Consider the following 24,732-nt stretch of genomic DNA (forward strand, 5'->3'; position numbering starts at 1 on the left):
CGACACCGCGGCATAATCCGATGCAGCAATTGTCTTCATTTCGTGCCCTCTTTGCATGAGCGTATCAGCGCCTTACCTACTCAATTTCTTGACAAGTATGCGATGGATCGATAGGCTGGCTTCACGAATGCTACCGACGATGCTGAAACTGGCCAAACCATGGAGTGTTGAGGCGACGATTGTCGCGGTGTTGGTGATCAGCGCCGGCGCGCTCATGCTCCCGCGAGTGAGCTGGGCACAAGATGTTCTTCCTGCTGAATCAGAATCCCTCCAGGAAGAAGATGATGTGGACCCCAATCTGGTCCCGCTGGAGCCCGAGTTGACGGTCTCTCCTCCGGACCTCCCATCAGCCGAAGGCAAGATTGAGCAGCCTGAAGATGCAGTCGTTCAAGCGCCTCCGAACACGGCGAGCACCGATCCTCAGAGCACCACGTACAATATTCCTATCGTCATTGATCCGACAGTAGAAAGCCATATCCATTTCTTTAATACGTCAATTCGAAGCCGGTTTGAACAGTGGCTCCTGCGTCTCAACCGCTATCGTCCGCTGGTCGAACACATCTTTGCCGAATTCGACCTTCCCAGTGATCTCGTGAACCTTTCTCTCGTTGAAAGCGGCTTCAACCCCTACGCATATTCGCGGGCCAAAGCCACCGGGCCATGGCAGTTTATGAAAGGGACCGGGAAGTTGTATGGGTTACGTATCGACCACTATGTTGATGAACGACGTGATCCCATTAAATCTACGGTCGCGGCGGCTCGCTATCTGCGGGACTTATACGACTTATTCGGGGCATGGCCCTTGGCAATGGCCGCCTACAATGCCGGGGAAGGGAAAGTGTTACGGGCCCTGCATAAGGCCCAAGCGGAATCCTTTTCAGAGATCTCAAGAACAAAACTGATACGGCGGGAGACGAAACAATACGTTCCCCGGATCATGGCCGCCACGATCATCGTGCGAAACCCGGATCAATATGGGTTTAATCAGGATCCTGTCCCACTCCACCAGTTTGAGGAAGTCGTCGTGACCCGCCCGTTGCATTTCCGGGCTATCGCCAACGTGACGGGTATTCCGTACAGCGAGCTGCGGCTATTGAATCCGGAATTGCGGCGGGATGCCACACCTCCGGACGACTTGGCGTATCATCTGAAGGTTCCCATAGGCACGAGCGCCAAAGTCGTAGAACTCATCGACAGAGTCCCCACGTACAAGTTTCCTCCCCTGCGAGCCCAACCTCAGCATGTCAAAACGGATGCGGCGCGTAAGTACCGGGTTCGCATGGGTGATACGCTGGAAAAAGTCTCTCGACGGTTTCGTGTGCCCCTCAAGACCCTCAAAACACTCAACAATCTTTCCACTCCCACTATCAAGGCCGGCGAACTTCTGATTATTGCCCGGTAGCAAACGCCTGTACGTAGCGTAAGCGTTCCGCCACTCCGTCGGCAACGGACTGGTATGTCTACGGTTTGGATGGCTTTGAAGGAGCGACTGGAGCGGAAGCTGCGGCGGCTGGTGCGGGCTCCGGAGTTTTCTTGGCCTCGATGACTTTGACACGCATCGCAGCCTCGCCTGTCAGAGGGGAATTTGGGTACGTCTTGATCAGATCCTGATAATGCTTCAGAGCTTCATCCGGCTTGGATCGATTCTCTTCCAGTCTGGCGATTTCAAAGAGGGCAGAATCCCGGTTCATGGCTCCAGGGATTTCCAGTATCGTCGCATAGGTCTTGGCGGCTTGCTCAAGATCTCCCTTCAGAAGATACGCATAGCCCAGTTTTTGATGAACCAGTCCGAGAAGCGAGATATTAGATCCATACGTGGCAATGAACCGCTTGTAAGTTTCGATGGCTGAGTCTAGATCGTTCGACTGAAGGAATGCATTTCCAAGACTGAACTGGGCCAGAGGGGCTGTCGGGGTTCGCGGGTATTCCTCCAGTATCCTTTTGTACAGGGCAATCGCCTCCTTGAGATTGGCTGCTGCCTTCTGAGGATCGTTGGGCGGACGATTAAAGAAATGAAGGGTGGCTTCTCGTTCAAGCTCTTGAGCCTTACTGGCATTTTGCGCGTCATACCAGAAGACTCCCCAGAGACCGCCTGCCATGACGAGCAGAAGAACGAATCCAACCAGGAGTGACCATCGATAATTCTTCAGACCGAGCACCCAGTGCTCCAATCCACTCACAAGGTGCGCTTCATCGACCGGCAATGTTCGAGGCGGTACTTTAATTCGGTATGTCATCAGGGACCTTTACATGATTTCTCAACTAAGAACCGGCTTTCAGCTCCAGAACCGTTGCTTTATACTAAGGATGATTTCCCTTGTCAATGCGATCGATGAGACCGCATCGCAAGGGAGAACCACTGCGACGGCTTAAGGACTTTGCGACGCGGTATGTTTCGAACGAGACTCCAGCAGCTCGCGGACCAATCGTTATTGCGCAGCTTATCGCCATTGGAATCGGCCACGGGACCGACCGTCCGATATGCCGGACGTGAGATCATCTTGCTCTCCTCGAATGACTACCTCGGACTTTCAACACATCCGGAAGTGATACGCGCCGCAATCGAGGCCACCGAACAATATGGCACCGGGTCAGGAGCGTCGCGCCTGATCAGTGGAACGCTCCCCCCCCATGCGCGCCTGGAAGCCGCTCTCGCAACCTTCAAAGGAACCGAAGCCGCCCTCCTCTTTGGGGCCGGTTATTTGGCGAACCTCGGCGTCATCCCCAATCTCATCGCACGTGGAGGCCTCATTCTGGCGGATCGATTGTGTCATGCCAGTCTGATCGATGGCTGCCGGTTGAGCCATGCTGATTTCCGCGTATTCCGCCATCTCGACTGTGCTCATGTCGAGTCATTGCTTCGGCGACGAAGCACGAATCGCCCCACGCTCATCATCACGGAGGGGCTGTTCAGCATGGACGGCGACCTTGCGCCGTTACCCGACTTGGTGTCACTGGCCGAGCGATACGGCGCAATGTTGTATGTCGACGATGCCCATGGGACCGGCATCATAGGGCCGACCGGTCGAGGCACGATCGAACATTTCGGCCTGGAACAACGGATCCCCTTTCATATGGGGACGCTCAGTAAGGCGCTCGGCAACCACGGCGCCTACGTGGTCGGCCCCAACGACCTCATTCAGTATTTGATCAACACAACCCGTCCGTTCATTTTTACAACGGCTCTTCCGCCGGCCATCGCGGCGGCCGCGTCGGCTGCGTTGGATGTCATTCAACATGAGCCGGAACGTCGGGCGCGGCTCTGGTCGAATCGACAACGGTTGTTCAATGGACTGTTGCGCCTCGGTTTTCGTATGACTCAGACTGTCGGTCCCATACTGCCTGTTCTGGTGGGTGGTGCGGCCAATGCGTCCGCGCTAGCCGAACAGCTACTCTCTCACGGAATTTACGCCCCCGCCATTCGCCCCCCGACAGTGCCCGACGGAACCAGCCGGATACGATTCACGGTGACGTCGGAGCATACCGCCGATCAGATCGACGAAGCGCTTCGCGTGCTGGACATCACGGGCCGCGCGACAGGGCTCCTGTAGTCTTCATCTCAACCGGCTCGCACCTTCCGCCTATTTTCTTGCTTTCCGGGTTTGCTATGGCATGATGCACAAGAGATTTTTGTCGCGCGTTCTATCCATATCACTGAGGATTTCGGGCAATGGATATTTCCAAGCTCCTTACGTTTTCCGTCAAGGAGGGCGCCTCCGACTGCCATATCAGTGCCGGAGAACCTCCCATGATTCGTATTCACGGCGATCTGAAAAAGCTCGATCACCCTTCCCTCACCCCCGATGAAACGCATGCGCTGATCTACGACATGATGAACGATTCCCAGCGGAAGAACTTCGAAGAAAAGCGTGAATGTGACTTTTCCTTCGAACTCGGCGATATCGCCCGTTTCCGCGTCAACGTCTTCGTGCAACAACGTGGATTGGGCGCCGTGTTTCGGAACATTCCGACCACCATTCTTCCGCTGGAAAAACTGGGGATGCCGCCGATTCTTCGGCAACTCTGCGATAAGGAAAAGGGGTTGATATTAGTCACTGGACCGACGGGCTCCGGTAAGTCCACCACGCTTGCGGCAATGGTGGACTACTTAAACAACACGTTCGAAGGCCACATCATCACGATCGAAGATCCGATCGAATTCGTCCACAGGTCCAAGAAGTGCCTGGTCAACCAACGAGAACTCGGTGTCCACACCTTGTCCTTCGCCAACGCTCTGAAATCGGCGCTTCGTGAGGATCCCGACATCGTGTTGGTGGGCGAAATGCGGGATTTGGAGACCATTCAGCTGGCGTTGACTGCCGCGGAAACCGGACACTTGGTCTTCGGGACCCTCCACACATCGAGCGCGCCCAAGACGATCGACCGTATCATCGATGCCTTTCCACCGGCGCAGCAGGCACAAATCAGAACACAGCTTTCGGAGGCGCTGGAAGCCGTCATCACACAAACGCTGTTGAAGAAAAAAGCAGGCGGACGTGTCGCGGCGCTGGAGGTGATGGTGGCGACGACCGCAGTCCGGAATCTGATTCGTGAGGCCAAGCTGCACCAAATCCCCGGGATCATGCAGGCAAGCCAAAAAGACGGCATGCAGACGATGGACATGGCGTTGGTCGATCTCGCGACACGCGGCGTCGTGCACAAGGCCGAAGCTCAATCTCGCAGCATGAACCCCAATCTTTTCGGTCCGTCGGTTGCCGGAGCAGCGTAGAAGCCTGAACAAAGGCGACATCTCACCATGGAAGTTCGAAGCCTGTTAAAAGTGATGGTGGACCGGGAAGCGTCGGACTTGTATTTGACCGTCGACGCTTCGCCGATTTACCGGGTCCATGGGGCGACCCAGCCAACCGATGCGCCGCCTTTCAACAATGAGCAACTCGAAGCCTTGGCGTTGGCGCTGATGCGAGGTCAGCAACGGAGCGAATTCGAAGAAAAGATGGAGATGAATCTGGCGCTTTACTACAAGGATTTAGGCCGTTTTCGCGTCAACATCTTCAGGCAAAAGGGCAACGTCGGGCTCGTCTTCCGCCATATCAAAGCCGAGATCCAGACCGTTGAGCAGTTGCAGCTTCCTTCGATCATCAAAGATATCGCCATGACGAAGCGGGGTCTCGTGCTCGTCGTCGGCGCCACTGGTTCAGGGAAATCGACCTCACTGGCGGCCATGATCGACCACCGGAACTCGATTCACCCCGGCCATATCATCACGGTTGAGGATCCCATCGAGTTCGTGCACCAGCACAAAAAGTCGATCATCACCCAACGCGAAGTCGGGTTCGATACCCTGAACTTTCAGAACGCCCTAAAGAATACCCTGCGCCAGGCTCCCGACGTGATCCTCATCGGCGAGGTTCGGGATACGGAAACGATGGAAGCCGCGATTACGTTCGCAGAAACCGGGCATTTGTGCATCGGAACCCTGCACTCGAACAATGCCAACCAGGCGATCGAACGCATCATGAATTTCTTCCCTGTTGAGCGTCACGCCCAGATCTATCTGCAACTGTCCCTGAATTTGCGCGCGATCATCTCACAACGATTGATTCCATCGGTCGACGGCAAACGAGTCCCGGCATTGGAAATCATGCTCGACACGCCGCGCGTCAAAGACTTGATCAAGAAAGCCGAGGTCGATACGTTAAAAGAAGCCATGGAGCAAGGCGTCGACGAAGGCTGCCAGACGTTCGATCACGTATTGTTTCAACTGTACAAGGCCAATAAAATCAGCCTCGAACAGGCATTGATCAACGCCGACAGTGCGAACAACCTTCGCTTGAAAATCAAGCTCGAGGGGCTGAAAGGCGACGACGCGGTGAATGCCTTGCTGGATAAACAGATGGATAGCCACGCGACGGATGCCTTTAAGATCCAAGGGGGCGCTTCCGGAAACGTGACTCCGATTCGCAAACGGTAGCCCCACCGCTCACCTTCACGGGTTCGAACTCCCTTCAGTCTGACCTTCAAGATACGACGCCATCTTCTCCAGAGCCAGGGCACTCAGCCTGGATCCGTACCAGGTCGGCATCGTATGTTCGGGATAACCGCGCACCACAAATCGCTGGGGTTCGAGCACGGACTCAACGATATACTCGTGCACCGTCTTGGCGTCCCCATGATATTCAGGGTCGCTGATCCGTTGCTTGCCGGTGGTGCCTAGGATCAACGGCGGTCCGACTTGGCCATAGGCTCCGGGAATCCCAGGAATGATGTGGCAGACCGGGCAACCAGGACGTGTAAACATCTCGGTGAGAGGCTCGTCCCCCGTGACCACCGGAATGGCTTCCGGCTTGAGTGCAGCATCCATGGATTGGTCCGGTTGTCTGTGAGAGACGGAAGGATCACGAAGCGCCCAAAGCACCGATAGTAGAACCAGCACGATAGCTGTTAGAACTACGACCTGTTCGCGGGAGCGGGGCGCAGTGTTTCGGACGGGTACTGAAGACTTAGCGGAATCCCGTTCAGTGCTCAAAGATCACCCTGCCTATTGATGAGCAAGGAGTACGGACAAGAAGGGGGAGAGATTAGTTCCCAACATCCGCCGCGCATCGGAACCCGATTGTGCGATCCTCAAAATCCGGCTCAGCCGAAAACCGAGCAGTCACACGGAGCGCGATCGGCAAGTCAGCCCAGGACCCACCTCGCAGCACGCGCTTTTCTCCGGTTGGGGGACCGGTCGGATTCTTTTCTGGACTCCGAGGATAGTATTCACGATCATACCAATCACCCACCCACTCAGCCGCGTTCCCAGCCATGTGGGAGAGCCCATAGGGGCTCCTGCCGCCGCTCTTCAGTCCAAATCGTACGCTCATCCCCTCAAGCCCACTTCCGACCGGAACCAGGGTCACCGCGTCACTCACCCATACGCCTCGATTGTAATTCGCAATGTCGACGAATGGCTGCATATGCCCCCAAGGGTAGCGTCGGCCGTCAGTCCCTCGAGCAGCCTTTTCCCATTCTGCTTCCGAGGGCAGACGTCTCCCAGCCCACTTGCAGTATCTGGCCGCGTCAGTCCACGACATCCCAACAGCGGGAAGCTCCTTGAGGCTCTGATCGGCCCCATCGTCCCACATTGGAGGCAAGTTGCGGCTCGCCGATTCAACGAACTTCTGATAGCGGCTAGCTGTGATTTCAAATTGATCGATGTAATAGGCGTCGAGCGTCACGTGATGCTCCGGTTTTTCATTCGGCAGTCCATCGTTGCTTCCCATCAGAAATGCTCCGGCAGGAATACGGATCATCGGGGCTCCGTCCTTCCCCCTGATCGTCTCAGCAGGAGCGCCGGTTTGTTGTCCCTCGTCCGATATCGCGGCAACTGCAAGGCCTGCCCCATTGACTGACACAATCAGAAACAAGGCAGTGAGCCACGTGTATGCTCTGGTCAGCATAGGGAATTCTGGAAAGGGCGATGCAGAGTGCTCCTTCAGACAGACATCTTCCCTTGAACAAATTTGAGGAGCTGATCGAGGCCACCAGCTTCGATTTTGCCGTTTGGTGTCAACTTGTCGACTAGATCCGGCAGGAGGCCGGCAAGCTGCGAACTGGCCGCTCCAGACGAGAGCCCCGCTTTGGCGGCCACTTGTTTGAGGATATCGCTTCCAAGTCCTTGCTCAACCTGATTGGGCGTCACCGGAAGATTGTGCCCCGTGCTCACCCACGAATTCACGATCTCCCCGAGACCATTCTTTTGAAATGCTTGGACGAGGCCGCCTAGCCCACCGATGCCGCCATGTTGACTAAGCAGACCTATCAAAGCCTGAAGGAGAGGATTCTGGCCGTCTTGCCCGCCCATCATTCCACTTGCTGCTTGGCCCAATTGATCCATTAATCCCATGACGAACTCCTTCTGTGTATGGGCAGTCGAATATCAACAGGTATGTGAATCCGGTCATCTCTGGGATGAGGATGTACCACAGACACAAACGACAATCCAATGGACACTTTGGATGCATCCTGGCCCGAGTTGAAAAAACTAGCTTGCACATCGTGAATGGAGAAAGCTGAGGATCGGATTCATTGTGAGGGGTATAAAACCCTCAAACTTTTGGTATGATAATTTGCTGGTTAAAGGAGTCATGCGCATGCCAAAACTCAATTGGTCGATTGCTGGCTTGTTCCTTACAGGGATTTTGCTTGTTCCGCTCAATAGCCCGCCTCAAGCATCTGCAGAAATGTATGTCGCTGGATATGGGGGCGTAAACTTTGCGGACCGTATCAACAGTATTGCAGGGACGGGATCTCAAGCTGGAGTTCCGGGTCCGTTTGCCGATTTTGATCTTCAGAACTCGATCACCTACGGTGGCAAGGTCGGATACTTCCCCGGACACAGCTGGTACGGAATCGAGGGAGAAGTCTTTACTACCACTCCGCATATTAAGAGCGTGCCGGCCACCGCGGCTCTTCCTGCTGATCCGGGCATCCATTTTCGAGTCACCACCGTCGGTGTAAACTTTATCGCGCGTTATCCGGGGCGCACCTTCCAACCCTATGTCGGTGCCGGCGTAGGAGCAGGGATTGCCCACATCGGGGATACCGCGACCGTACGAGGCGACAGTGATGTGGCTGCGGCGTGGAATGTGTTGGCTGGTTTGCGCGCATTCGTCACACCCAAGATCGCCGTGTTTGGAGAATATAAGTACACCGGTGCGACGTTTGCGTTCGATCAGGCATTCGGTGACCTAGGAGGTTTCAGTGGCAATTACAGGGCACAGCATATCCTTGGTGGGCTGTCGTATCACTTCTAGCGGAGGAGAACTCATGTCTCGCATGCCCAGGTTCGCTCCCCTGATTGGTGCGGCACTCATGTTATCCGCCTGCGCAGAATCGATCCATCAGGTACAACGCGATACGGAGCTGCTCGGGGTTCCTCTTGGGCTGGAAAAGGAGATCGATGCCAGTGTCAGTTTTGCGGAGCTGAAGACAAGTCCAGGTGAGTATGTCGGTCGAACGGTCATGATCGGCGGGAAAGTCATTCGAGCCAAACGGACGCAGGCGGGAACCGAGTTGGAAGTCTTGCAGCTGCCGACAGCGAAGGAAGGGCCACAGACAGAAGATGGACTTCGATCAGAAGGAAGATTCTTGGCGATTCAAGAAGCGTTTCTCGATCCCGCCAGCCTCCCGGAAGGTACACCTATCACAGTAATTGGCACCGTCAAAGGTGAAACCACAAGACCGTTGGATGAGAGTGACTACACCTATCCTCTTCTTGAGGTCAAACACATTATCGATTGGAATAGTATCGCCGCACAAAACCCGAGGGGCAGACCCTATTATGACCCCTACTATCCGCCCTATGGTTGGAGTGGGTTTGCTCCCTATAGTGGGTTCGGTCCCTATGGTGGTTATTGGGGTCCATTTGGTGGCTTTGGTGGCTATTGGGGCGGGCGTGGATTCTATGGGGGCCCTCGCTTTTTTGGCCCACGCGGACCATCTCATTCCTCCCCACCGCCCCCTCCGCGAAGCGTTCACCCGCGACTCAGAGGCAGGTAGCAATCGACGGCATAAGATGCTGTCATATGGCGACGAAGGCCTGACCGAATGAACGAGAACGATGAGCACATCGGAAGACTTCTTTCTCGCCGTGAAGCACTTGTGGTGATGGGTGCGGCCGGCGCCGGCTTCCTGATGGGTAGTCGACCCCAAAAGTCACAGGCCGATTCCGGTACACCTCGATCCCTTTGCATTGTCCGACCCGAACAAACCGAAGGTCCGTATTTTGTGGACGAACGATTGCACCGATCCGACATCCGCACTGATCCGGTCAGCGGACAGGTGAAGCCTGGGACACCGTTGGCTTTGACCTTTCGGGTCATGCGCTTGAAGGCGGGAGCCTGCCAGCCGTTGCCCGACGCTCAGGTAGATATCTGGCACTGTGATGCCCAGGGAATCTACTCCGATGTACGTGATCCAAGCTTCAACACGCTCGGCCAGAAATTTTTGCGTGGACACCAAATGACCGATGCACAGGGAGAAGCGCGCTTCCTGACCATCTACCCAGGCTGGTATCCGATTCGAACGGTGCATGTTCATTTCAAGATTCGTACGGCGCCAGCGACCCAAAAGGCCTTTGAATTTACCTCGCAAGTGTATTTCCCTGATGAGTTCACCGATCGTGCCTATGCAAGCCTCCCCTACTCTTCAAATGGCCCACGCAAGGTAAGAAATCGGCATGATTTCATTTTTCGGCAGGGTGGCGAACAGTTGATACTGGAACCATCGGCCACAGATAGCGGCTATTCGAGCACCTTTGCGATTGCGCTGAAGCTTCCTTGAAGAACTCGTTCTCACCCTCTTGACTCCGGTGTCAAGCGGGAGCCAAACTAAACGAGATCAATGGTGGCAGCCATGGATCCGGGGTAGCCGCATTTTCCCCTACCTATCGAAGTGTCCCTCGTTGGACAGGGTCTGTAGTCATACCCTTCACGCATAACGTTTCTCTTTTCAATGCCAAGGAGGTTGGATCATGAAGACCTCGCTTATCTTTTTGACCCTCTGCATCGGTCTGTTGACCACAGAGTCGACGATTCTCGCCAACCCGGAAATGTTACCGAAACATCCCGGCTATCCTATGGGCAAGGCCGTCGACCCCGTCATGGGGCAATCGCTGGCGAATGACCCTGGCCAGGTCAATACCAATAGCGAAGAGGCACTTTCCCACGCGGCGATCATCGATGATAGTCACTCAAAACAGAGCCTCTTGTTTAATCAGAATGACGCGCGTCTGCTGGAAAAGCCCGGGGCAGGACTGCTCCCAAAGGTGGAAGGGCCGAATGTCAGGATCGAGCCGCCGGTCAAGAAAGCGACGGAGGCGAATGCGTCACCTCAGTGAGAACTGGAGCAAGAACAAACCCAAACCGCGTGGTGGGATCCTGAATGTATTTTCTTCGGGATGTGGTGGTTGAGTGTCGAGGCATTGACTGAGGACGCAACCACCCTTCCGTACCAGTTCGTTCTAACGCTGGGTGGACAGATCTGCGTTCTTGCTGCGCTCTTAGACTTCCTTCGGTTTAAAAACCGAGTTCTTTCTCAAGATCATCCTGACCCTTTTTGAACTGTTTCTTCTCCGCCGCGTCTTTTTTCTTGGTGAGCGCGTCCAGCTCCGCTTGCTTTTTCTTCATGGCCTCACGTTCGGCTTTATTCGCCAGCTCTTCCTTTTCCTCATCGAGCGAGGTTACTTGTGCCGTCTTGATGGCGGCATCTGGCACCGTAGTCCAGGCAAGTCGATACCCCGGCCACTTGAAAGCCAGCTCTTGATAGACGACGACGTAACGCGTGGGGTAATTGCGCTGGCCGATCCGACGTTCCTCCAAGACATAGACCGTCGGCGCGCCGTAGAGATTCGGCTGATACGTATCGAAGAAAATCCTGCCCGTACTTCCCTGCATGGACACCGATTGCAGTTTTTGCATGTGTGCCATGAACGCTTCCATGTTCGTTGTCGGATCGGGGGCCTTCTCGTTCTCTAGATGTTTTCCTGCCGCTTGTTGCAGTTGGTCGAGTGCTTCATCCTCGTCTTTCAGTTGGAAACGGTACTGCTCTTTGAATTGCTCCCATGTAAATGGACCCTTTTGGGCCTTGGCTCTAAAAAATCGAGCGGGGTCGGTGTTGCCTCTTGTGACATAGGAGAGACGACCCTTCGTCGCATCGCTCGAGTCGAAGAGATAAACGCTGTCCGGTGCGACCGGCAGCCCCAGCTTTGAAGCGTCCGCCGGTTTCTCCGGCGCTCGCCCCGTTCGCACCGGCATCGTGCGCTGTTTTAACAAGTCGATGGCGTTACCCTTCCCGTGCGAAAGCATATTCGAGACGGCCTGCCTGACATCCGGCACCGGATCGTTGGTCAAGATCGCCAGCATCTCCACATCGCTGTCTTGGGGTCCGATCATGCCGATCGAATCTGCTGTGGCGATACGTAATTCAATCTCCTCGCTTTTGAACATTCGGACAATATGAGGCAAATAGACGCGGTCCGCTGTGGAGCCCAGCGTTAGCAGATCTTCCTTCAGGATAGCGACTGCGCTCGCCCTCACTTTTTCGCAATCAACCGCTTGAGTAGGTTTGCGCAGGCAACTCACCATATATTTCTTCACGAGCTCCTTCATAGGATAGGACTCTTGAGCCACTCCCGACGGCGTGCCCTGAGTGGATGAGGAGGTCGCAGAAGCAAGAGGCGGAAACCCAACAATCGACAGTGCAAGCAGACCGGTGGTTATCGCAGGCACAGGCAGTTGAAATGATTTCATGGATTGTCCTCCTGACCGGTCATACTTTTTCATTATCTTTGTCCGCTATCTTCCAAGCTCGTTTCCGACTCCCGACACATTTGCGTCCGCGCTTCCGATTTTGTCTTTCTGCGCTTTGATCTCGTTCGCCATTCTGTCCATGCTTCCGGCGAGTTTAGGACAATCGCGCTTCGCCTCCATCAGCTTGTCGATAGTCGCCTGGTTCTTGGGCACTTTGCCTTGTAACCATTTATTCCAGAGGTCATCGCCGAGTTCATCGCACACGCTGGACATGCCGGGGATTGCAGGAATATTAGGCACCGGAGCGGGTCTTGCTGCCACATTGTAATCTTCAGGCGAGAATCCGTTGGCGGATGGCGTCCACAACGCAATCGCTCCTAACAACAGTCCACACATTGGTAACCGTGGAATGGTCATTATCTCCCCTTTCCCCTCTCGGTGTGATGCAGTATAACCACGCCGGTGAATGCCACGATTGGTTCCCTCAAGCTGTTCATCCTGCTCAGCGCATTGACGGGATCCGTGTATTTCGCGGCCTTCCAAGGCGGCTTTCACTATGACGACTCATGGACCATCCTCGAGAACCCTCATCTCGACCGATGGCGGACCTTTGTCGGCCATCTCGACCACATGGTCCGGCCTGTTCTGTATGGCACCTTTCTGCTGGATCGTTCGCTCTATAGGACGAACCCGGCCGGATATCATTTGCTGAATGTCCTCCTGCACCTTGGTTCCGGAATTCTGATCTATCTGATTCTGACCCGCGCGGTAACAGAACGACAATCTTCTGTCCCTTTCTGGACCGCGTTACTGTTCCTGATTCATCCCATCGCGACCGAAACCGTCACGTACCTTTCAGGGCGCACGTCGGGTTTGATGACCTTCTTTTATCTTTCTGCGTTCTTGCTCTACGTCAAAACCCTGGAGCCGTCTGGAACCGTCAAGCTGCGCCGGCTCTATCTGTCAGGAGCCGTCGCTTCCTTTGCGCTTTCGATCGGTTCCAAGGAAACAGCCGTCACGCTTCCGATCATGTTCCTGCTCTGGGATATGGTCATACGCGGCTTGAAAGGTCCGTCTCTGCAATCTGCCGTCCTCTCTCGCTACCTGCCTTTTGGGGTCGTGCTCTTGTTTGCCGTTGGATGGGCCTGGAGCCATCCTCGCTATGCCGGCCTCGCCCAATTCAGCCTGACTATCCGTCCCCTTTGGGACAACCTACTGAGCGAGTTGCACGCCTGGGCCTATGCGTTGGCTCTGTTCTTCACTCCTTGGAACCAGAACTTTGATCATGACCTCCCTGTATTCCACTCACTGACTCAATGGCCCCTTCCGCTCGATCTGCTCTTGCTCTCTGCAACGTTCGCTGCAGGCCTATTTTCGTGGCGACGATTCCCCTTGGCGGCCTTCGGTCTGGGCTGGTTTTTCATTCAGCTCCTGCCGACCAGTCTGATTCCCCGTAACGACCTATTGAGCGAACGGAACCTCTATCTGCCCTCGATCGGACTTCTGTTGGCCATCGTCACGCTAGGTTCCTATCTTGCCCAACGTCTCGCGATGATCGTTTCGAGACCCCGGCTCGTTCAGTTCGCCTCCATGAGTGTCGCGACAGCCTTCGTCATAGTCCTGTGCCTCTTCACGTTCCAACGAAACCAGCTCTACCAGAACAGGGTATCGTTCTGGTCCGACACGGTCCTGAAATCCCCGAACAAAGCGCGGCCGCACAATAACCTGGGCTATGCTTACGCTCTCGAAGGCGACTGGGACCGCGCGATCGAAGAATTTCGGACGGCTGCCAAGCTCGATCCTGATTTCATGATCGCTCAACAAAACCTCCGAGATGCCTACCTCCATCGCCTTGGGCGGCAATAGCAATCCGTCGGGCGCGTCTTTCAACTGTTCCCTTGCAACACAACCTGCCCGTAGCGGAGCAGCCGAGAGGCTTGTTCCCATTGGTCAGCCAGATTCAATGCGACAAGCAACAAGCGATGCCCATCCTTGAACATGCTGGCGATCAAGCAGCGTCCGGCTTTGCTCGTGTAACCGGTTTTCACGCCGTTCACATCCGGATCGACCAGCAACTCGTTCGTGGTGTGAATCGACATCTTCCTGGCTCCATCCACCGTGGAGATGTCACGGGTCAGCGTCCGGACCATCATGGAGATGACGGGCACCCGAAGCGCATGGTCTGCCAGGTGGGCTAAATCCGCTGCCGTCGAGTAATGTCCCGGAGCATCGAACCCGCAGGGATTGGCGAAGTGCGTGTCCTTTAGCCCCAGCATGCGAGCCCGCTCATTCATCCTCGCGACGAATCGCTTATCATCTCCTCCGATGTGCCAGGCAATGGCTTCACAGGCATCGTTCGCGCTTGACACCAGCATTGCCGTCATAAGGTCGCGCAGCAGAAACTCTTCTCCAGGCTGAAAATTGTAGGACGAGTGATGCACGATCGCTCGCCTGTCGATCTTCACCACCTCTTGGAGAGGAGCAGCGTCCAACGCCACCACGGCCGTCATGATTTTCGTGAGACTGGCCGGGGGAAGACGGCGGGTGGCGTCCTTCTCCAACAGGACCTTCCCTGATTGAAGCTCGACCATGTAGAGAGCGGACGCCTTAACAATCGGCGGCTCCTGCTGGCCAAGGGCATTCTGGACAGCCGAGATCCAAGTCAACGCCGCCGTGAGAGACAGCACCGCCACGGCGGCCGGTGATGATTGACGACACAGCCGCCTTTCCATAGCGATGATCCTATCGGCCGAATATACCCTTCATCAGGTTACCCGCCTTCTCTACGTCCGAGGGCTCCTCCTGCGCAGGCGGGGCATCGGGAATCGGTTCAGCCGGAACCGGCACCGTTCTTCCAGTTTGAGGCCTGGATTTCTGTGGCATGCCGCGCTGTCCCATACCCTCGCGTCCCATCATTCCTCCTCCCATCATGCCGGCCATATCAAATTTCGTGAAGCCGTCGGGGATCTCAAACAACGCGGGGTCTTGCTTGCCAATCTTGAGGTTACTGAGTTCGATCAACATCCTCTTCTTGTCATTGCCTTCCTTGTAGAGCAAATCTTGTTTGAGGTTGATGCCCTCCTTGGTCCGCCAGGAGAACCCTCCGTATTTTTTGCCGTCCGTGCTCGTGGCGATGGTCTTGTACTTGGTGACGTTGACACCGTTCAGCGTTTCGTCGCCTACGACGGTGTCTTCGTACGTCCATTGCGCGGGGTCATCGCGCTGGGTCTGACGTCCTGTCATGGAATGCTCCATATACATTTTCTCCGACGGCATCAGAATCCACATGACTTTCGTGTCGAACCGGAAGATTTGTACTCCCCCATCGCCGGCGCCGGTCAGCATTTCCTTTCGCTCCTTGGTCGGGGTGACAAAGATCTTCTGTTGCATTGCCCCAGTCTCTGTTTGGATCATGGAATCGGCCGAAAATTCCACCTTGGGTCGCTCCATGAGGGCCGCGCCGACCGGCTGGGAACCGAATAGACTGAAGAGAACAATCAGTGCCACAGAGAGGTACATCATGAGATGCTCCTTATATCTGCGTGAGATGAGTGGCTGTGTGGTTGGTCTGATGGCGTTCAAATTGTCCTCTGACCATTGAAGCCGGGCAGAGAGTATCGTGTGCGTAGACAGAAGTAAAGTGGCCTTCTTGCACGATGAAGTTCAACCGATACTGGATGATATTTCCGAGGTTTAGGGAGGCCGGGGCGGAAATCTAGTCCTTGGTGCGCCCATGAATTCAGGTGGCAGATACGTTGACAACCGGATATCCGGCGCGAGTATGTCGTGGCGGGCTCGCCAAGAGCCGATGGTGACGATATGGTCTTAGGCGACTAACCGGCTGGGGTTCTTGACAGGATCTGCACAGTCAGGCGGCCTCAACTCATACGCAGATGATGGGGCCTCGGGCGTCGATGGGTTGGAAGAGTGGAAAGACAGAGTCACTTCCGTCGTGGGTGAATTCGTCCCGTTTTCACTTGCTTGTGTCTTCTGCGTGTCTCCACTTCCGGTACATGCCACGACCAGTCGCTCGACCGCTGCAGAGACAGCCATCAGACCTTTCGCGGCCGAGGACTCAGGAGCGGCCTCGATGACGGGCAGAAACTTTCGAACGGCCTGGCTCACGGCCGAGTCGTCGGGGATTTCACCGAGCAGCGTCAGGTCACCGCCCACATATTCATGAAGAATCTTGCGAAGGTAGAGGACGTTGACTTGAGAGCGGCCGGTGACGCGATTGATGATAAGGCTGGGGCGGAACGATTGTAACGCTGAGGTGGCCGCGTCGCGCCCTTCGCTGTCGGCGGCGCCCGCAACCTCCATGACTTCCTCCACACTGGTGAAGTCCCGATTTGAGAGCGCCTCAGCCATGGAGCTGCGTGCGAGAAAACAGGCCAACACGCGGCGAATCGCAGCTAATTTGATGAATCGGTAGAGGTCCAGCACCGAAGTCGGCTCTGGAGTAGCCACAGCTAAATGGATGTCGGCCATCAGGAAGAAATCCAGGGAATGGTAGTTAGTGCCAGCCCCGATGTCGATAACGACCACATCAGCCTCGAGATCTTGGAAGTGTTTCATCAATCGCTTTTTACGGGCATACACCATATTGGCCGTTGCCAAGGTGTCGCCGGTACCGGCAATCAAGCGGAGGTTCGGGTGGAACGTAACGGGAATCGCAACCTCCTCCAGCCGGGCAACCCGCTTGTTCAGAAAATCCGTCAGCGTCACCGGTGGATTCAACTCCCCGAACATGATGTGGGCATCAGCCCCACCCACGTCGAGGTCTGCCAGGAGAACGTTGCGCCCGGTCTTTGCTAACGCCAGGGCAAGGTTGGTTGAAACGATGCTCTTGCCTACGCCGCCTTTGCCGGATGCCACTGAGATGAGGGTCGCCATGGTGTTTGCCGTTTCGTTAGTGGGAAGAGGGGCCCTTGGAGTCTCTCGGAATGCAGACTCTTGTGATGACGTCATTGTACGGGCTGAGGGCAAAAAGAAAAGGAAAATACGGGATTGTCGCAGCGATCTCCTTCCCATTCGCCTTACCCAACGGTGTCGTGCTCGTGTTGAGCAACATCGGACCGCATAGTGGTCAATGATAGAGGACGTCCTTGTAACCGACCTCCGCTAATAAGACATCCGATGAATGAATCTGTGGTATCCTCTCTCTTTCTTGGTGGGATCCAACGGAGGTGATGATCGGCGTGACTATGCGAAGAGCCAAGATCGTCTGCACCATCGGCCCGGCCAGCGAGTCGCCTGAAATCCTAGATCGGCTGATCGAGAGCGGGATGAATGCCGCCCGATTAAACTTCTCGCACGGAAGCCACGCCTCGCACGCCGTTGCCATCGCGGCGATTCGTCAGACGGCGGCACGCCGTGGTACGGCGGTGGCGATCATCCAAGATCTGCAAGGTCCCAGAATTCGAGTGGGGCTTCTCCAGAAGGATGGGATCGAGGTCACTTCCGGCCAGAAGGTGCACCTAGGTATACCGGTTCGGCCTGGTGAGCAAGGCCATGCTCAGAACGTCGCCCCCACTTCTGTTGCCGAAATTCCAGTGACATATCCGATGCTCGCGCGCGATCTTCATGTAGGCGCTCGAGTCTTGATCAATGATGGGCTGATCGAACTGCTCACTGATCGCATTATGGATGATGTTGTGGAGTGCACCGTCATGACCGGCGGCAAGATTACGTCGTACAAAGGCATCAATCTGCCGGATACCGCCGTCAGCGCCCCTACGCTGACCAAGAAAGATCGGGAAGACATTCTATTTGGCATAGAACAGCGTGTGGACTATCTGGCGCTCTCCTTTGTGCGTGGCCCACAGGACATCGATGAGGCTCGGACGCTATTGGCGGAGCACGGAAGCGGCATCCGGATCATCGCCAAAATCGAGAGACCCGAAGCCGTTGCTTCATTGGACGATATCTTGGAACGAGCAGACGGTGTCATGATCGCGCGTGGAGACTTAGGTGTGGAGATGGGTCCTGAAGCCGTGCCGGTCCTCCAGAAGCGAATCATTGCAGAAGCCAATCGCCGACGTCGCGTGGTCATCACCGCCACCCAGATGCTGGAGTCTATGACGAACGCCATGCGTCCGACCCGCGCGGAAGCCTCAGATGTTGCGAACGCTGTGTTCGACAGCAGTGACGCGCTCATGCTCTCGGCTGAAACAGCCATCGGTGCTCATCCGATCGAAACGGTCCAAGTCATGGATCGCATTATCCGAGCAGCAGAGCAGGAAGCCGAACCCAACCTGATCCTTAAACGCCAAACCGATCTGGAAAACCTGTCTTTTCCAGAAGCCATCTGTATCGCTGCTTTTTCCGCGGCCAAAGCGGTTGCCGCACGCGCGATCGTCGCCTTCAGCGAAGGCGGAGCCACCGCCCGATTGATTTCGAAACAACGTCCGTCCTCTCTCATCATCGCGTTCACGCCGTTTGAGCCGGTCAGACAACAGATGGCGCTCTATTGGGGCGTACGCCCCTACACGATGCCACAAATTGAGCAGACCGATGCGCGAGTGGAAGAAGCGGAACGACGAGCGAAATCGGAAGGGCTGGTCAAGACGGGGGAAAAGATCGTCATCTTGTCAGGAACCCGCGTAGGGCAAGTAGGGGGGACTAATCTGATCAAGCTGCATGAGGTGAGGTAGTGCTGTCCTGACGATCTCAACCGTCAATCATCCGAGTCTCCTGTCCATGCATGCGCGAAAAGATTTCCCAATCGAAGGGTTTGGAAGTCAGCGCGTGTAATGGAATGGTTTCAATCGAGCCCGGCTCGCGATACGCGACCATGCAGCCGACGATGTCGTCCGGCTGTTCCACCAAACGTCTCACGGTTTCGTACGCCAATTGTTGTGCGATGGCTTTGTCCTCGGGTGTCGGAGGGGCCCCACGGAGCGTATGTCCCAGAATTGTTGCTTTGGTGGCGGGAGTGAGCGGATAGTGGCCCGGCTGCGGACAGACCTGCGGCCATTTCGAAATTTCACGGGCCACATAGTCGGGTAATCCGTGGATGCCTCCATCAGGGTGATGTTGATGGGGGGTCCGCTCGGCGACAATGAACAAATGGCTCTTGTTGGGTACCCCCAGCGATCGCTTCAGGGTTCCAAGAATCACGTCATTGATGTAGGTATCAGGGTCCGGATGTTCGTTGACCAATACCCCTTCCGCTCTCGCCTGATAGGCGCATGCCAACGCAAGGTGACCGGACCCGGCACCCATCAATTCGACAAAAAAGATGCTGCCCATCGCGGAGCTCGTGGCCTTGAGCGATTCGATGGACTGATCCGCCAGCCGAAGGGCCGAGTGGAACCCCAACGAGACGGTCCCGCGAATGTTGTTGTCGATCGTACCTGGGATCCCTGCCACTTGGACGCCGAACATTTCATACATCGCACGCGCGCCGCGTAAACTTCCATCGCCTCCCAATACCACCAGTGCGCCATCTCGCAGATACGGCTCCAGATTGCGGACGGCTGCCTGCTGCACCTGTTGATCCTTGAAATCCTCGAACCGGCTGCTGCCGATCGGGCTGCTGGGACGGCTGCCCATCATGCGCGTGTCCTGTTCCGAGACCTTTTCAATCCAGTTGTTGGCCAACCCCAGAAACCCGTGCCGTACGAAATAGACCTCCAGGCCGAACCGGTTGCCGGTCACCCGCAACTCTTTCAATGCCGCCCCGCCGCCCGCAAAGTCTCCGCCCGAAACAAGCGCCACCAACCTCTTGATCTGTCTAGGCTTGAGTGTCACCCGATCCCGTCGTTCCTTCTCCACTGTCAGCCAGGCATCCCGTTCCGTCCGCTCGCGTTGCGACAACCCAACTGCCGTCGAGTAGCCGGACAACTGTCCGTGCTCATAGGTCAACAGCACGACATTGTCTTGCCCTTCCTTGTATTCGCCGAACTCGGCGAAAGCCTCACTGAACGGTCGGGGGTCGAGAAAAATCACCAGCGCCCGCAACGTCGAACTGTGCGTATAGAGACAGGCGACGGAGCCGTGATGGTCGTCTGCGAGCCGATGCACCCCGTCTACGACATTCACATACGTGTCGAAGAAGGAATTGCCGCCCGGATAACTGTAGAGCGGATGTTTGATCAGCTTCTTAGCCGTCGCCCCATCGACACCGAAGGCCTGTGCCGCTGCTTCCGCTTCCACCGATTTCTCGATGCCTGTCACCCATCCGAAATCTTGCGATTCGAGAGCATTCGCTTGTTGCGGCGCAGACGACTCCGAACCGCCGGGCGCGAGAGCTGCCACCACGCGGTGATACAGTTGGGTCGTGTTCGGGCTTCGGCTGACCAGGTGAATGAAGGTCCGCGGGTCCAGATAATTGTGGACTTGCAGATAGTCGAGCTGTTTGCCCACTACTCCGATGATCTTCGCCAAGGCCATCCCGACTGCGTCCGCCTTGACAATCCCTCGCTCCGGATCCAGACGATTGGCGAGCCGGCATCCGACACGATGCGTCTTGCTCTCTACCTGGGAGACACCGTGCCGCATGGTGAAAAGCAGAGTCCGCTGCCCCAGATCTCTCGGCAGCAGCCAAAAACGATCATCGCCGAGATCGAGGACGATCCGCCCCTCCGCCAGCTGTGGCGTCAGTTGTGTACGTGGAACGATCGCCACCGGCCGGCGGACCGTGGGCTTTTGACTGTGTCCGATCGCGGCACGAAGGAGCGGCGCGAGCTCTCCCGCCGCCAACAGTTTGTTCCATGCGGCATAGAAGACCAGTGCATCCCCGCCACAACTCTGATCGATCACCGTTTGTCGAGCCGCCTGATATTCAGTTGCATCGGCAAATCCCTTATGGGCGCGCTGGACCAACGACAGGATGGCCGACATAGCCGCTTCGGCCCGCTCGATTCGATCCGAACTCGCCGGGGCCGGAGGTGGAAGCGTGGGATCGCCGATGCGTGCTAACCGCATCAAGGCTTCTCCATACGCAACCAGCTTTTCAAGCGTGACAAAATTCAACGTGGCGGCGGAAGACGGCATAATCACCCAGGCGGCTGTGCGGATACAAAACGAACGTCTATCTTTCTTGAACTTTCCATAAGACGATGTCAAGCCGGAGCGGTCAGTCGAATGCGATCGAATACGAGCGTGTGAAATGCGGAAGCCCATGCGTGCGTGATTGAAGTGCTGCGGGGATCAATGTGTCTGGATGGTCCACCAAGAAAAGCACAAGAGAGGGACGGCAAGACCAAATAAGGTACAGGAAGTTGGACGATTCAATCAAGCACCTTTCCATGGTGGTGTTCAACACTGTTGATCTCCCATCTCCAACAGGCTACTCTCCGGCAAACACAGCGTATCTATTTCTTATGCGATTGACCGTCCCAGCCGTGAACAATCTTATCAATGTTGTCGGAAGCTAGGAATTTCCCGAGTCCTCTTTTATGAATTGGCTTGGTACAAGGACGCATGCAGGAGGCAAACCTTAACAAACCTTAGTCACAACTTCTGGAGGATGATGCTATGGGGCACTATAAGATCGGTCTCATTATTCCGCATCCCGAAGATCAGAAATGGGACTCGGTCTGGAAGTTGTTCCGCACACCCAATCTCAATCTCCCTACCCTCGCCGCGTTGATCCCGGAAGACGAATGGGACATTGAGATCCAAGACGAGATTGTCGGTCCCCTCGATTTTACCCGCGATTATGATTTGGTCTTTATCACCGTCACGACCGTCGTGGCCATTCGGGCTTACGAGGTCGCTCGACTCTTCCGTGACCGCGGCGCCAAGGTGGTGCTCGGCGGAATTCATCCGTCAACGATGCCGGATGAAGCGATCCAGCACGCCGACTCAGTCGTGATCGGCGAAGGAGAGTTGACTGTGCCGAGGCTGATCGAAGACTTCAAGAAAGGCAAGATGCAACCGCAGTACCGAATGCCATACATGGTTGAACAGTGGGATGCGAAGCCGCCCCGTTGGGATCTCCTGCCTCCCGGCTATATGTTCAGGGATGCACTGACGGCGACCAGAGGGTGTAATTACCGCTGCACCTTCTGCTCTATCCATTTGGCGTTAGGAGGCGGTCAGTATGGATTCCGGAAAAAACCACCGGCCGATGTTGTGAAGCTCGTCGAGAAGATGAACGGGCCGATGGTGATGTTTTGGGACGACGACTTGCTCTCCGATCCGGCCTATACACGAGAGCTCTGCCAGGCTATGAAGCCTCTCGGAAAGAAATGGATGAGCCAAATGAGCGCAACCTATGTCGCTCATCATCCCGAGTTGCTCAAGACATTGAAAGAGTCCGGTTGCTCGGCGATGTTCATGGGGATTGAATCCATCAACCAGGATTCGCTTAAGTCCGTCGACAAACAAAATCAGGCGAAGCTGTATGAGGAGATGATCAAGCGCATTCATGACCAGGGCATCGATATCCATGCAGGCTTTATCTGTGGCTTGGATCATGAGGATGTCTATGACTTCGAGCGCACGGCGGAATGGGCGACCAAGATGGGGTTGGCCGGGGCGCTTTGGCGTATCATGACTCCCTATCCTGGCACCAAGCAGTTCGCCGAGCTCAAGGCTGCCGGCCGCATTCTCACGGAGAACTGGACCGCCTACACCGGCGAGCACGTCGTGTACAAACCGGCCAAGATGACCGTCGAGCAACTGTACTGGGGGCACAAGTGGGCCAAGGGCCAGTTCTATTCGTTTCGTTCCATCGGACAGAGAGCCGTCCAGAGGGCATCTCAGAACGGCTTTGGCGAGCTCCTCAATATCACCGGATGCGGGTTGGGTTATCGCTCCATGTTTCACCTGGCGGCGGATTCTGCTCCCGTCAATGTGTACCGGGATATGGATCACTTGCCGCCTCAGGAGGAGCCGATCGCTTACCGGTTCCCCTATCCGCCAAAGAAACGGTTCAGCTTTATCACCGATCGCCTGGATCAGGTCCGCTCAAAGATCCAACCGCGACCGAGGGTCAATAAGTGTTGAGTGGGTATCAGCCGGGTCCTCTGCTCGCGAGGACGTGATCGTATATATGTCCCGGTCAGGTTTCTGGCTTGCCATTGTGATGCTCGCCTTGGTGCATCAACCCACAGAGGCCGGGTGGGTGGCAATCGATCGGCAATACCAATCACCAGGCCTACAAACCGTCTATGTCGATCCCGACAGCGTCCGTCGAGAAGGCAATCTCGTGACCCTCTCCGCACTGATTGATTGGACCTGGATGCAGGGAAACCGGTCTCCGACCCGATTTTATTCCACCAAGTTCACCAAGCAATTTGATTGTGCCGAGCAACAAGTTCGAACCCTGGCCGCCACAGATTTCTACGGCCATATGGGAACAGCGCACCCGGTTGGAGGTACCGGTCTATCCAGTGAAGGACACTGGTCCGCCATCCAGCCGGAAAGCGTCAATCAAGGCTTGTGGGAAGTCGCCTGTGGAAAGGGGTAAGCGTACGAATCCGATCTCTTATCTGGTGAAATGTTCACCGATCTCACGAGGTTTGAAGACGCCTCGCTCGGTGATGATCGCGGTAATGAGCTCGGCTGGTGTCACATCAAAGGCAGGGTTGTAGACAGCGACATCTTTGGGTGCGACCGGATGGCTGCCGTGAATCATGGTCACTTCGGATGGATTCCGCTGCTCGATCGGTATCTGCTCGCCGGATTTCGTCTTCAGATCGATGGTCGAATAGGGGGCCGCGACATAGAAGGGAATGTTGTGCGCTTTGGCCAACACCGCGACTGAATAGGTCCCGATCTTATTGGCCACATCGCCATTCGCCGCAATTCTATCGGCTCCGACCACACAGAGATGGATTCTCCCCTGCTTCATGAGTGTGCCGGCCATATTGTCGGTGATCAGTGTGACCGGTATCTGATCCTGCATAAGTTCCCAAGCTGTCAGTCTCGAACCTTGAAGTACAGGGCGAGTTTCATCGGCAATCACTTTGATTTTCTTACCTTGTTCCCATGCAGCACGGATCACCCCTAATGCGGTTCCATAGCCGGCCGTCGCAAGCGAACCGGCATTACAGTGAGTGAGAATCGTCTGCCCATCCAGAATAAGTTCGGCTCCGTGCCGACCCATGGCCTTGCAGAGCTCGATATCTTCTTCAAGTATAGCTTGAGCTTCACCAATCAGTGCGTGCTTTATGGATGCGATGGGATGAGCCTGTAATGACTCAAGCTTCCGTCTCATCCGTTCAATGGCCCAAAACAGATTCACCGCAGTCGGCCTCGTCGAAGCCAGATCATCGCAAATCCTGTGAACCTCCTGCGCGAAGGTAGGATAGTCGGTTGCGTCGATTGCTTGAGCACCGAGAGCGACGCCCAGGGCGGCCGTCACGCCGATGGCCGGCGCCCCACGGACCTTCAATGTGCGGATGGCATCCGCCACTGTCTGGTAATCACGGCAGTCGAGGAACTCCACCTGCTCTGGAAGCCGTGTCTGATCGAGCAAACGGACACTGCCATTTTTCCATTCAACGGTTGGAACCATAGAAGAATC

24 protein-coding genes are annotated in these 24,732 nt (G+C 55.7%); 13 read left to right on the forward strand and 11 right to left on the reverse strand.

Annotation, left to right across the window (positions count from 1 at the left end):
• Window positions 1-127 precede the first annotated feature (127 nt).
• Window positions 128-1,402, forward strand: coding sequence for a transglycosylase SLT domain-containing protein (locus H8K03_02040; GenBank protein UVT20725.1), 1,275 nt, complete (start codon window positions 128-130; stop codon window positions 1,400-1,402).
• A gap of 58 nt (window positions 1,403-1,460) precedes the next feature.
• Here H8K03_02040 and H8K03_02045 read toward each other — a convergent pair whose 3' ends face one another.
• Window positions 1,461-2,237: a tetratricopeptide repeat protein gene (locus H8K03_02045; protein UVT20726.1), complete on the reverse strand. Its 777-nt coding sequence runs from the start codon at window positions 2,235-2,237 to the stop codon at window positions 1,461-1,463.
• 153 nt (window positions 2,238-2,390) lie between these two features.
• Between H8K03_02045 and bioF the strand changes: the two genes are divergently transcribed.
• The 3 genes from bioF (at window position 2,391) to H8K03_02060 (ending at window position 5,932) form a co-directional block, all read left to right on the forward strand.
• Window positions 2,391-3,551, forward strand: a complete 1,161-nt coding sequence (gene bioF, locus H8K03_02050; protein UVT20727.1) for an 8-amino-7-oxononanoate synthase — start codon at window positions 2,391-2,393, stop codon at window positions 3,549-3,551.
• Between the two features lie 119 nt (window positions 3,552-3,670).
• On the forward strand, window positions 3,671-4,729 hold the full coding sequence (locus H8K03_02055) for a type IV pilus twitching motility protein PilT (GenBank protein UVT20728.1): 1,059 nt from the start codon (window positions 3,671-3,673) through the stop codon (window positions 4,727-4,729).
• Window positions 4,730-4,756: 27 nt separating this feature from the next.
• The gene (locus H8K03_02060; GenBank protein ID UVT20729.1) at window positions 4,757-5,932 is read left to right on the forward strand and encodes a PilT/PilU family type 4a pilus ATPase; all 1,176 of its coding nucleotides are present in this window, start codon (window positions 4,757-4,759) and stop codon (window positions 5,930-5,932) included.
• Between the two features lie 15 nt (window positions 5,933-5,947).
• On the opposite strand, the gene H8K03_02065 is transcribed toward H8K03_02060, so the two are convergent.
• The 3 genes from H8K03_02065 to H8K03_02075 all read right to left on the reverse strand — a co-directional run bounded on the left by H8K03_02065 (window position 5,948) and on the right by H8K03_02075 (window position 7,849).
• Window positions 5,948-6,322, reverse strand: coding sequence for a hypothetical protein (locus H8K03_02065; protein UVT20730.1), 375 nt, complete (start codon window positions 6,320-6,322; stop codon window positions 5,948-5,950).
• Window positions 6,323-6,539: 217 nt separating this feature from the next.
• Window positions 6,540-7,403 carry an SUMF1/EgtB/PvdO family nonheme iron enzyme gene (locus H8K03_02070; GenBank protein ID UVT20731.1) on the reverse strand — a complete coding sequence of 288 codons (864 nt, stop codon included), beginning with the start codon at window positions 7,401-7,403 and terminating at the stop codon, window positions 6,540-6,542.
• A gap of 35 nt (window positions 7,404-7,438) precedes the next feature.
• Window positions 7,439-7,849 carry a DUF937 domain-containing protein gene (locus H8K03_02075; GenBank protein ID UVT20732.1) on the reverse strand — a complete coding sequence of 137 codons (411 nt, stop codon included), beginning with the start codon at window positions 7,847-7,849 and terminating at the stop codon, window positions 7,439-7,441.
• 247 nt (window positions 7,850-8,096) lie between these two features.
• Here H8K03_02075 and H8K03_02080 point away from each other — a divergent pair, with 247 nt between their 5' ends.
• From H8K03_02080 to H8K03_02095, 4 genes are all read left to right on the forward strand, one after another.
• Window positions 8,097-8,759: an outer membrane beta-barrel protein gene (locus H8K03_02080; protein ID UVT20733.1), complete on the forward strand. Its 663-nt coding sequence runs from the start codon at window positions 8,097-8,099 to the stop codon at window positions 8,757-8,759.
• Between the two features lie 13 nt (window positions 8,760-8,772).
• Complete coding sequence (locus H8K03_02085; GenBank protein UVT20734.1) at window positions 8,773-9,504, forward strand: Slp family lipoprotein; 732 nt, start codon at window positions 8,773-8,775, stop codon at window positions 9,502-9,504.
• A gap of 48 nt (window positions 9,505-9,552) precedes the next feature.
• Complete coding sequence (locus H8K03_02090; protein ID UVT20735.1) at window positions 9,553-10,287, forward strand: intradiol ring-cleavage dioxygenase; 735 nt, start codon at window positions 9,553-9,555, stop codon at window positions 10,285-10,287.
• A gap of 190 nt (window positions 10,288-10,477) precedes the next feature.
• Window positions 10,478-10,843, forward strand: coding sequence for a hypothetical protein (locus H8K03_02095; protein UVT20736.1), 366 nt, complete (start codon window positions 10,478-10,480; stop codon window positions 10,841-10,843).
• Window positions 10,844-11,021: 178 nt separating this feature from the next.
• On the opposite strand, the gene H8K03_02100 is transcribed toward H8K03_02095, so the two are convergent.
• Together H8K03_02100 and H8K03_02105 are read right to left on the reverse strand one after the other, a co-directional pair.
• A complete protein-coding gene (locus tag H8K03_02100) occupies window positions 11,022-12,254 on the reverse strand; it encodes a HEAT repeat domain-containing protein (GenBank protein ID UVT20737.1) in 1,233 nt (410 codons plus the stop codon).
• Between the two features lie 45 nt (window positions 12,255-12,299).
• The gene (locus H8K03_02105; protein ID UVT20738.1) at window positions 12,300-12,671 is read right to left on the reverse strand and encodes a hypothetical protein; all 372 of its coding nucleotides are present in this window, start codon (window positions 12,669-12,671) and stop codon (window positions 12,300-12,302) included.
• Between the two features lie 45 nt (window positions 12,672-12,716).
• On the opposite strand from H8K03_02105, the gene H8K03_02110 reads away from it, so the two are divergent.
• Window positions 12,717-14,120: a tetratricopeptide repeat protein gene (locus tag H8K03_02110; protein ID UVT20739.1), complete on the forward strand. Its 1,404-nt coding sequence runs from the start codon at window positions 12,717-12,719 to the stop codon at window positions 14,118-14,120.
• 20 nt (window positions 14,121-14,140) lie between these two features.
• Here H8K03_02110 and H8K03_02115 read toward each other — a convergent pair whose 3' ends face one another.
• The 3 genes from H8K03_02115 to H8K03_02125 all read right to left on the reverse strand — a co-directional run bounded on the left by H8K03_02115 (window position 14,141) and on the right by H8K03_02125 (window position 17,147).
• A complete protein-coding gene (locus tag H8K03_02115; protein UVT20740.1) occupies window positions 14,141-14,986 on the reverse strand; it encodes a D-alanyl-D-alanine carboxypeptidase in 846 nt (281 codons plus the stop codon).
• A 10-nt stretch (window positions 14,987-14,996) separates the two neighbouring features.
• Window positions 14,997-15,776 carry a DUF4412 domain-containing protein gene (locus tag H8K03_02120; protein UVT20741.1) on the reverse strand — a complete coding sequence of 260 codons (780 nt, stop codon included), beginning with the start codon at window positions 15,774-15,776 and terminating at the stop codon, window positions 14,997-14,999.
• A 303-nt stretch (window positions 15,777-16,079) separates the two neighbouring features.
• The gene (locus H8K03_02125) at window positions 16,080-17,147 is read right to left on the reverse strand and encodes a P-loop NTPase (GenBank protein ID UVT20742.1); all 1,068 of its coding nucleotides are present in this window, start codon (window positions 17,145-17,147) and stop codon (window positions 16,080-16,082) included.
• 50 nt (window positions 17,148-17,197) lie between these two features.
• Here H8K03_02125 and H8K03_02130 point away from each other — a divergent pair, with 50 nt between their 5' ends.
• The gene (locus H8K03_02130; protein ID UVT20743.1) at window positions 17,198-17,347 is read left to right on the forward strand and encodes a hypothetical protein; all 150 of its coding nucleotides are present in this window, start codon (window positions 17,198-17,200) and stop codon (window positions 17,345-17,347) included.
• Window positions 17,348-17,458: 111 nt separating this feature from the next.
• Window positions 17,459-18,907, forward strand: coding sequence for a pyruvate kinase (pyk, locus tag H8K03_02135; GenBank protein ID UVT22349.1), 1,449 nt, complete (start codon window positions 17,459-17,461; stop codon window positions 18,905-18,907).
• A 16-nt stretch (window positions 18,908-18,923) separates the two neighbouring features.
• On the opposite strand, the gene H8K03_02140 is transcribed toward pyk, so the two are convergent.
• Window positions 18,924-21,251: a 6-phosphofructokinase gene (locus tag H8K03_02140; GenBank protein UVT20744.1), complete on the reverse strand. Its 2,328-nt coding sequence runs from the start codon at window positions 21,249-21,251 to the stop codon at window positions 18,924-18,926.
• A 483-nt stretch (window positions 21,252-21,734) separates the two neighbouring features.
• Here H8K03_02140 and H8K03_02145 point away from each other — a divergent pair, with 483 nt between their 5' ends.
• Both H8K03_02145 and H8K03_02150 read left to right on the forward strand, forming a co-directional pair.
• Window positions 21,735-23,210: a B12-binding domain-containing radical SAM protein gene (locus H8K03_02145; GenBank protein ID UVT20745.1), complete on the forward strand. Its 1,476-nt coding sequence runs from the start codon at window positions 21,735-21,737 to the stop codon at window positions 23,208-23,210.
• 46 nt (window positions 23,211-23,256) lie between these two features.
• Window positions 23,257-23,673 (forward strand): hypothetical protein, encoded by a 417-nt coding sequence (locus H8K03_02150; GenBank protein UVT20746.1) that lies wholly within the window; start codon window positions 23,257-23,259, stop codon window positions 23,671-23,673.
• 18 nt (window positions 23,674-23,691) lie between these two features.
• Here the strand turns inward: H8K03_02150 and mtnA are convergent, their stop codons facing one another.
• Window positions 23,692-24,723: an S-methyl-5-thioribose-1-phosphate isomerase gene (gene mtnA / locus H8K03_02155; protein UVT20747.1), complete on the reverse strand. Its 1,032-nt coding sequence runs from the start codon at window positions 24,721-24,723 to the stop codon at window positions 23,692-23,694.
• Window positions 24,724-24,732: the final 9 nt, after the last annotated feature.

It is taken from the genome of Nitrospira sp., from assembly GCA_024760545.1.
GTDB lineage: Bacteria > Nitrospirota > Nitrospiria > Nitrospirales > Nitrospiraceae > Nitrospira_D.